This is a genomic window from Acidovorax sp. CF316 (assembly GCF_000276605.1).
Taxonomy (GTDB): domain Bacteria; phylum Pseudomonadota; class Gammaproteobacteria; order Burkholderiales; family Burkholderiaceae_C; genus Acidovorax.
Map to the genome: position 1 here is coordinate 1 of NZ_AKJX01000266.1, position 8,184 is coordinate 8,184.

Sequence of the window (8,184 nt, forward strand, 5' to 3'; positions counted from 1 at the left end):
GGCAGCCGGGCCCGCAGCCAGTGCCACCGGTGCAGGCGCCACATGGCGCCCGACGAAGGTGCCCGCCGCGCCCAGGGCCACGATCAGCTGGGCATCGATCAGTGCCTCGTACGCCGCACGCACCGTGCCGCGCGCCACGCCCAGCTGCGAGGCCAGGTCGCGCCAGGACGGCAGGCGCGCACCCGGGGCCAGCCGCCCCTGGGCAATGGCCGCATGCAGCGCCTTGCGGATCTGCTCCGTGACCGGCTCGCGCGCGCTGCGGTCCACCGCCAGGTGCAGCGTGGCGGGCGTGGAGGCAGGAGAACCAGGAGCGGGAGATTCCATGGAACAGGGCGTGCGTTCAAAGGCGGCAGCAAAAGGCAGTCCCGAGGATCATGCCCATGATTGCCGCCCCGCGCCGCGGCCGGTGAATGTGGCGGAATGCCGACGCCCAAGGGCGAGACAGTGGCAAAGCGGCCAAGGCCCCTTCACAATCCGCGCATCGACCAGGACGGCCCACAAGGCATGGTCCCTGGCGTTTTTTCATCGGGCACCCGCCCGGCTCCTTTTCTTTTCATCCTTCCATGAAATCTGTTTCGATGCTGCGCCACGTGGCGCTGATGGCGGCGCTGTTGCTGGCCAACGCCCCCGCCTGGGCCGAAGACACGCTGGCGCGCATTGCCAGCTCGGGCGAGCTGCGCCTGGGCCACCGCGAAAAATCGCTGCCCTTCTCGTACAAGGACGCCAGCAGCGGCAAGGTGCAGGGCTACACCGTGGACATCTGCCTGCAGATCTTCGAGGAGATCAAGAAGGAGCTGAAGCGCCCGGACCTGAAGCTCAAGTACCTGCTGGTGGACGGCAAGAACCGCATCAGCGACGTGAAGGACAACGTGGTGGACCTGGAGTGCGGCGGCACGGCCAACACCGCGGCACGGCAAAAGGAGATTTCCTTCAGCCACCACATCTTCGTCGCCTCCTCGGCCTTCCTGGTGCGCAAGAATTCGGGCATCAAGACGCTCGACGACCTGCAGAACAAGAAGATCGCCGTGCAGGGCAAGACCACCAACGAAAACCTGCTCAAGGCCAACGAGCGCACCTTCAACCGCAAGTTCAACTACGTGGCGGTGGACAGCACGCTGGACGCGGTGAACGCACTGGCCAAGGGCGAGGCCGACGCCGCCTTTGCCGACGACGCCGGCATCTGGATCCCGCTCACGCGCCTGGGCAAGTCCATGGACGACTACCTGTTCCTGGAAAAGCGCCTCTCGGTGGAGCCCTACAGCATCGGCCTGCGCCGCGAAGACCCCAAGTTCAAGGAGCTGGTGGACCGCGTCACGCGCCGCATGATCCAGGGGGGCGAGATGCTGACGCTGTACAAGCGCTGGTTCAGCTCGGACCAGGGCACCCTGCCGATGAGCATCTTCATGAAGGAAGCGCTGCGCCGGCCCAGCGACATCGGGGTCGAGCAGATCGCGTTCTGAGCCCCTGCGAACGGCAAGGGGCTTGACCTGCATCAAGACGACCCCTTTCGCTTCCTGAAATCCAGCCGAATTCCCGTCGGTGATGGACCGTAGTCGTTTTATAGTCGATAGTAATAATTTGTAGCTATTGCATGACGACGACAGACCCTCTCATGGCTGCTGGCCTGGATGGTACCGACAGCCCCCACTACCTGCGCGCGCTGACCGACATGGCCGACGAGCGCACGGTGGTGGCGGGCGCCGCCATCTACACCGACAACGGCATCAAGCTGGTGGAAAAGGGCGCGCGCATCGACAGCCGCCTGTACGACCGCTTGGTGCAGCACAAGCTGCGCGAGCCCATCGACAAGCACCTGACCATCGACAACCCCGTGACCGTGGAGGTCCTGATTGCCACCGGCCAGGAGTTGGCGGCGCAGGATGTCCTGGTCAATCTGCTGGCCGAGGCCATCGGGTCCGCCGTGCGCCTGCTGGCCCCGCTGCGCTCCCTGCCGCTGCCCGGGCCCGTGGCCTGCAAGCTCACGGTGATGCGTGACAAGCGGCCCGAGCTGTACCAGCACAGCCTGCGCATGATGATGGTGGCCGTGTTCCTGGGCCTCAAAGCCGGCATGCCCGAGCGCGATTGCGCCACGCTGGCCGCTGCCGCCCTGCTGCATGACCTGGGCGTGCTGCACATGGACCCGGCCTGGAACGACCCCGATTTCAAGGCGGTGGGCGTGCAGCGCAAGCACCTGGTGGCGCACCCGATCACCGGCATGCTCATGGTGCGCGACACCAACGCCTACCCCAAAGCGGCCGAGACCGCCGTGCTGGAACACCACGAGCGCATGGACGGCAGCGGCTACCCGCGCGGCCTGGCGGGGGCCGACATCTCGCCCATGGGCCGCATCCTGATGCTGGCCGAAGTGGTGGCCGCCTTCTTCGAGAAATACGACGACATGCCGGCACAGCGCCTGTCGCTGGTGCTGCGGCTGAACCACCGCAAGTTCCCGTCTGCGCTGGTGGGGCACATCCTCCCGCTGCTGCAGGAAGAGGTGGCACGCGAATCGGCGCTGATGCCGCTGGGCAACGATGCCCCGCGCCAGGCCGAGCTGCTGGCCGACGCCTTCATCAAATGGGACGAACTCAAGACCGCCCTGCCTCCGGCCCTGCTCAAGGCCATGCCCCCCTCCAGCGCCTTCGCGTTTGCCGATGCGCGGCTGATGGCGCTGCAGAAGGCCCTGGTCGAGGCCGGCTCCCACCCGCAGCACCAGGCCGACCTGATGGCCCAGCTGCAGGGCGACGCCATGGGCCTGGCCGAGGTGGCTCTGGTGGGACGCGAAGCGATTTTCCAGCTGCAGAGCGTGCTCAATGCCTGCCACCGCCGCTGGCCCGACCTCGCCCAGCGCGCCACGCCGGGCGACACAGCCGTGGCCAACTGGTGCGACTGGGCTGCCGAGCGGCTGTAAGCCGCATCAAAAAGCATAGCTGCCCATCCTTTGTGACAGGCGGCTGACTGCCCCACAGGCAAATCCCGCCCGCCACCGGGTGGGGGCCCGGACATGGGACAATCGCCCCCCATGACACCGCAGCAGTACGTACAACAAAAAGCCGTCGCCTCAGGAAGCAGCTTCTACTACGCCTTCCTGTTCCTGCCGGCGCCGCGGCGCGCGGCCATCACGGCGTTCTACGCGTTCTGCCGGGAGGTGGACGACGTGGTCGATGAAGTGAGCGACCCTGGCGTGGCCCGCACCAAGCTGGCCTGGTGGCAGGCCGAGGTGGCCAAGGCCTACGCCGGCCAGCCCACCCACCCCGTGATGCAGGCGCTGATGCCGCTTGCGGCCGACTATGGCATCGAGCAGCGCCACCTGCAGGCCGTGATCGACGGCTGCCAGATGGACCTGGAGCAGACGCGCTACCTGGATTTCGCCGGCCTCACCCAGTACTGCCACCTGGTGGCGGGCATCGTGGGCGAGGTCACGGCGCGCATCTTCGGCCAGACCGACGAGCGCACCACGCAGTACGCCCACACCCTGGGCCGCGCCTTCCAGCTGACCAACATCATCCGCGACGTGGGCGAGGACGCCATGATGGGCCGCATCTACCTGCCCGTGTCAGAGCTGCAGCAGTTCGACGTGAAGGCGCACGAGATCTTGAAGCGCCAGTACTCCGACCGCTTCACCGCGCTGATGAAGTTCCAGGCCGAGCGCGCGCACCGCACCTACGACGAGGCCCTGGCCCTGCTGCCCGACGCCGACCGCCGCGCGCAAAAGCCCGGGCTGATGATGGCCAGCATCTACCGCACCCTGCTGCGCGAGATCGAACGCGACAACTTCCAGGTGCTGCACCAGCGCATCCGCCTGACCCCGCTGCGCAAGTTCTGGCTGGCGTGGAAGGTGCAGGCGCTGGGGCGCATGTAGTCCGTCCCCCGGGAAACCCGCCATGAACCATTCTGTGCGCCCTTCGCCCCTCCCGCACCTGGCCGGTGCCGCCGTGCTGGCGCTCGCCCTGGGCGCCGCCGCCCTGCCCCAGCCCGCACACGCCTTCTGGGGCCTGCTGGGCAAGGCCGCCAGCGGGGCCGGCAAGGCAGCCGGGGGCACCGCGGGCAAGGCAGCCGGGGCTGCAGGCGCGGCCGGGGCCGCCGGGGTGGCGGGCGAAGCAGCCACCGCGGCCGGTACGGCCGGCAAGGCTGCCGCGGCCGGGGCAGGCGCCGCCACGCTGGCCGATGATGCGGCCCGGGCCGGCGGCAAGGCGGCCGGCACCGCCGACGCCGCAGGTGGTGCGGCCCATGGCTTCAGCGCCGTCAACGCTGCGCTGCCGCCCGAGGTGGCCGCGTACCTGGCCAAGCCCGCTGCCAGCCTCACAGGCTCCGACACGGCTGCCATGATGGGCCTGTACGAGCGCATGGTGGCGCAGGCGGGCAAGACCGGCGATTTCAGCGTGATCGAGCGCATGCCCCAGGTGCACGGGGCCAAGACGCTGCCACAGCCTGCGCAACCCGTGCCTGTGCCGGTCAAGGCCGGCGCCACGGCGCAGCCACCGGCAGCGGCCCCCGCCCCATCGGCGGCTGCCGAGATGAGCCTGGCCGGGCTGCGCCTGCTGGCGCATGCCGGCTCTGCGGGCCACCGGGGCGCCCAGAACGAACTGCGCGAACGCTGCGCCGACCCCGCCGTGCTGCGCACCGCGCCGGCCGATGTGCAGGCGCATTGCAAGGCGGCCCTGGCCAGCAAACCCGCCAGCGCAGCCAAGCCCCGGCCATCCGCTTCATGAAGATCGCCGTCATCGGCGCCGGCTGGGCCGGCATGGCCGCGGCCATCGCGCACGCGCAGGCAGGCCACGCCGTCACCGTGCTGGAGGCCGCGCGCACCGTGGGCGGCCGCGCCCGTGCGGTGCAGGCCACCCTGCCCGACGGCACGGCGGCCACGCTGGACAACGGCCAGCACATCCTGATTGGCGCCTACACCGAGAGCCTGCGCCTGATGCGCCTGGTGGGGGTGGATGCGGGGTCCGCACTGCTGCGCCTGCCGCTCACGCTGCAGTTCCCCGACGGCACGGGTCTGGCCCTGCCCGACCTGCCGCCCCCCTTCGACGCCGTGCTGGGCATCGCCCGCGCACGCGGCTGGGGCTGGCGCGACAAGCTGGCGCTGCTGCGCGCGGCCAGCGGCTGGCAACTGGGCGGCTTTCGCTGCGCGCCCGAAACCTCGGTGGCGCAGCTGTGCGCCGGCTTGCCGGATCGGCTGGTGGCCGAGTTCATCGACCCGCTGTGCGTATCGGCCCTCAACACCCCTGCCCACGAGGCCAGCGGCCAGGTGTTCCTGCGCGTGCTGCGCGACAGCCTGTTCAGCGGACGGGGCGGCTCCAACCTGCTGCTGCCGCGCGTGAACCTGGGCGCCCTGTTCCCCGAGGCCGCGGCACGCTGGCTGGCCGCGCAGCATGGCGGTGCGGTGCATGCCGGGCAGCGCGTGCAGGGCATCGCGCAGCAGGCCGATGGGCGCTGGGAACTGCAGGGCACGGACTTCGCAGGCCCGTTCGACCACATCACCCTGGCCTGCCCACCGTGGGAGGCCAGCCGCCTGATCGCAGGCGCCACGGGCCTGCCGGCGGGGCAGGATGCCACGCGCCAGCAGTGGTGCGCCACCGCCGATGCGCTGCGCTTCGAAGCCATCACCACCGTGTATGCCCATGGCACGGGCGCGCGCCTCGCCCAGCCCATGCTGGCACTGCGCAACACGGCAGAGATGCCCGCGCAGTTCGTGTTCGACCGCGGGCAGCTCGACGGCCTGCACGGCGTGCTGGCCTTCGTGGTGAGCGCCAGCACCGGCGAGCGCGCGGTGGTCACCGAGCAGGTGCTGCGCCAGGCCATCGAGCAACTGGGTCTGCCCGGCCTGCAGGCCCTGCAGACCGTGGTGGAAAAGCGCGCCACCTTTGCCTGCACGCCCGGCCTGGCGCGCCCCGGCATGCAGGTGGCGCCTGGCCTGGTGGCCTGCGGCGACTATGTGGACGGCCCCTACCCGGCCACGCTGGAAGGCGCCGTGCTGTGCGGCACCGCTGCTGCTGCTGCTGCTGCGCTGGCGGGCTGAGTGCCCGCCTCGGGTAAACCCCGAGTCTTTCAGGCCCCCGAAGGCACAGGATGGGCCCCGACTGACAGCATTCCGAAAGCAGGCCCGCGCCACCATCGGCGCAGGCCATTTTTTTCTTTCGAGCCGCTTCTGACGGAGACAACCCCATGCATCCCTTCCTCACTCCCCACGCCCCCTCTTCCTCCCCCTTGTCCTCTCTGGACGCGCGCCGCCGCCAGCTGCTGTCCGCCGGCGGCGCCGCCGCCCTTGCGGGCCTGCTGCCCGGCATGGCCCGGGCGCAGGCCGCCTGGCCCGCCAAGTCCATCCGCTTCGTGGTGCCCTTCGCGCCCGGTGGCAGCTCCGAAATCGTGGCACGCTCCACGGCGGCCGAGCTGACCAAGACCCTGGGCCAGAGCGTGTTCGTGGACAACAAGCCCGGCGCGGCCGGCAACATCGCCATGTCCGAGGTGGCGCGCGCAGAAGACCAGCACACCCTGATCCTGGGCCACATCGGCACGCTGGCGGTGAACCCCTTCATCTTCGACAAGCTGCCCTACGACCCGAACAAGGACTTCAAGCCCGTGAGCCTGCTGGCCAAGGTGCCCAGCCTGTACGTGGTGCACCCCGACGTGCCGGCCAAGAACCTGCGCGAGTTCGTGGCTTACGTCAAATCCAAACCGGGCAAGCTGAGCTACGGCTCCGCTGGCAACGGCAGCGCCGGGCACCTGGCCTTCGAGTACCTGAAGATGACGGCCGACTTGTTCATGCTGCACGTGCCCTACCGCGGCACCGGCCCGATGCTGACCGACCTGCTCTCGGGCCGCGTGGATGCCTCGGCCGTGGGCGCTGCGGCCATCCTGCCGTTCATCAAGTCGGGCAAGGTGCGCTGCATCGCCACCGGCTCGGCCAAGCGCCTGCCGCAGCTGCCCGATGTGGCCACGGTGGCCGAGCAGGGCTTCCCCGGCTTCGAGATGACACAGTGGTACGGCATGCTGGCCCCGGCCAACCTGGCGCCCGCCAACCTGGACAAGCTGGCCGCCGAGACCGCCAAGGCCGTCAAATCGCAGGGCTCGCTGGAGCGCCTCAATGCCGATGCCGCCGAGGCCATTGGCGACACGCCGGCGCAGTTCGCGCAGTTCATCGCGGCCGAACAGGCGCGCTGGAAGAAGGTGCTGCTGCGCGCCAAGGTGAAACCGGACTAAGAAGGTGTGAACGAACCCGCCATGCCCGCTCATCCCGCCAAAACACGCGCGCTCGTCGTTGCAAATGCTCGCCATAGCCCGAGCTATGGCTGCGCTTTGCGCCTAGATCGCACGCGTTTTGACGGCCTGCTCTGGCACGCCGGATCCATTCACACCTTCTGAGCCACGCGCCGCCCTGTCGGCGCGCAGGTAGCATCCAGCCACCACCATGCGCATCCTCCTGGCCGAAGACGAACACACCCTGGGCACCTGGCTGAGCCGGGCGCTGGAGCACGCCGGCATCCAGGTCGAATGGGTGACCGACGGCCGCCTGGCCGACCGCGCGCTGCAGCAGCGCGACCACGACGCCCTGGTGCTCGACCTGGGCCTGCCCGGCCTGGACGGCCACGCCGTGCTGCAGCGCCTGCGCGCGCGCGACCAGCGCCTGCCGGCGCTGATCCTGACCGCGCGCGACTCGCTCGACGAGCGCGTGCGCTCGCTCAACGCCGGGGCCGACGACTTCCTGGCCAAGCCCTTCGAGCTGGCCGAACTGGAGGCCCGCCTGCACGCCCTGGTGCGCCGCGCGCGCGGCACCGAGCACCCGCGCCTGGCCTGCGGGCCGCTGGTGTACGACGGGGCGCGCAAGCAGTTCGTGCTGCACGGCGAGCCGCTGGCCCTGTCGCCGCGGGAGCAGGCGGTGCTGCGCGTGCTGGTGCAGCGCAGCGGGGAGCCGTTTTCCAAGCAGCAGATACTGGACCGGGTGTTTTCGGATGAGGAGGATGTGCATCCTGAAGCCGTCGAGGTGTTTGTGCATCGGCTTCGCAAGAGGCTGGATGGGAGTGGGGTACGCATCACGACCTTGCGGGGGTTGGGGTATGCGTTGGAGCAGGAGTGATGGCTTCTGCTCGTTGGCTAAGGTTGCTGCATGCCTTGGTTGAGGGCGGAGGCCGGGATGTGCGCCCGGCGGCGCACCTTCTTTCTTTTGCGTCGCCAAAAGAAAGAAGG

General features: G+C 69.6%; 8 protein-coding genes. 7 read left to right on the forward strand and 1 reads right to left on the reverse strand.

Annotated elements, in window-relative coordinates; translation table 11 throughout:
- Positions 1–324, reverse strand: a 324-nt coding sequence (locus PMI14_RS29865) for a GntR family transcriptional regulator (RefSeq protein ID WP_007860776.1), incomplete at its 3' end; no start/stop codon positions are given.
- Positions 325–563: 239 nt separating this feature from the next.
- Here PMI14_RS29865 and PMI14_RS29870 point away from each other — a divergent pair.
- The 7 genes from PMI14_RS29870 to PMI14_RS29900 all read left to right on the forward strand — a co-directional run bounded on the left by PMI14_RS29870 (position 564) and on the right by PMI14_RS29900 (position 8,074).
- Positions 564–1,460 carry an amino acid ABC transporter substrate-binding protein gene (locus tag PMI14_RS29870; protein ID WP_238541929.1) on the forward strand — a complete coding sequence of 299 codons (897 nt, stop codon included), beginning with the start codon at positions 564–566 and terminating at the stop codon, positions 1,458–1,460.
- 152 nt (positions 1,461–1,612) lie between these two features.
- Positions 1,613–2,908: an HD-GYP domain-containing protein gene (locus PMI14_RS29875; RefSeq protein ID WP_035206313.1), complete on the forward strand. Its 1,296-nt coding sequence runs from the start codon at positions 1,613–1,615 to the stop codon at positions 2,906–2,908.
- Positions 2,909–3,019: 111 nt separating this feature from the next.
- Positions 3,020–3,859 (forward strand): presqualene diphosphate synthase HpnD, encoded by an 840-nt coding sequence (hpnD, locus tag PMI14_RS29880; protein ID WP_035206314.1) that lies wholly within the window; start codon positions 3,020–3,022, stop codon positions 3,857–3,859.
- Positions 3,860–3,881: 22 nt separating this feature from the next.
- Complete coding sequence (locus PMI14_RS35175) at positions 3,882–4,709, forward strand: hypothetical protein (protein ID WP_007860786.1); 828 nt, start codon at positions 3,882–3,884, stop codon at positions 4,707–4,709.
- Positions 4,706–6,019, forward strand: coding sequence for a hydroxysqualene dehydroxylase HpnE (gene hpnE, locus PMI14_RS29890; protein ID WP_007860787.1), 1,314 nt, complete (start codon positions 4,706–4,708; stop codon positions 6,017–6,019). Before PMI14_RS35175 ends, hpnE begins: the two co-directional genes overlap by 4 nt.
- A 146-nt stretch (positions 6,020–6,165) precedes the next feature.
- Positions 6,166–7,200, forward strand: coding sequence for a tripartite tricarboxylate transporter substrate binding protein (locus PMI14_RS29895; RefSeq protein ID WP_007860788.1), 1,035 nt, complete (start codon positions 6,166–6,168; stop codon positions 7,198–7,200).
- Positions 7,201–7,408: 208 nt separating this feature from the next.
- On the forward strand, positions 7,409–8,074 hold the full coding sequence (locus PMI14_RS29900; RefSeq protein ID WP_007860789.1) for a response regulator: 666 nt from the start codon (positions 7,409–7,411) through the stop codon (positions 8,072–8,074).
- Positions 8,075–8,184: the final 110 nt, after the last annotated feature.

Excerpts from the sequence above, each read along its gene's own strand:
- PMI14_RS29870 (WP_238541929.1), top strand. The coding sequence starts at position 564 with ATGAAATCTGTTTCGATGCTGCGCCACGTGGCGCTGATGGCGGCGCTG.
- PMI14_RS29875 (WP_035206313.1), top strand. The coding sequence starts at position 1,613 with ATGGCTGCTGGCCTGGATGGTACCGACAGCCCCCACTACCTGCGCGCG.
- hpnD (WP_035206314.1), top strand. The coding sequence starts at position 3,020 with ATGACACCGCAGCAGTACGTACAACAAAAAGCCGTCGCCTCAGGAAGC.
- PMI14_RS35175 (WP_007860786.1), top strand. The coding sequence starts at position 3,882 with ATGAACCATTCTGTGCGCCCTTCGCCCCTCCCGCACCTGGCCGGTGCC.
- hpnE (WP_007860787.1), top strand. The coding sequence starts at position 4,706 with ATGAAGATCGCCGTCATCGGCGCCGGCTGGGCCGGCATGGCCGCGGCC.
- PMI14_RS29895 (WP_007860788.1), top strand. The coding sequence starts at position 6,166 with ATGCATCCCTTCCTCACTCCCCACGCCCCCTCTTCCTCCCCCTTGTCC.
- PMI14_RS29900 (WP_007860789.1), top strand. The coding sequence starts at position 7,409 with ATGCGCATCCTCCTGGCCGAAGACGAACACACCCTGGGCACCTGGCTG.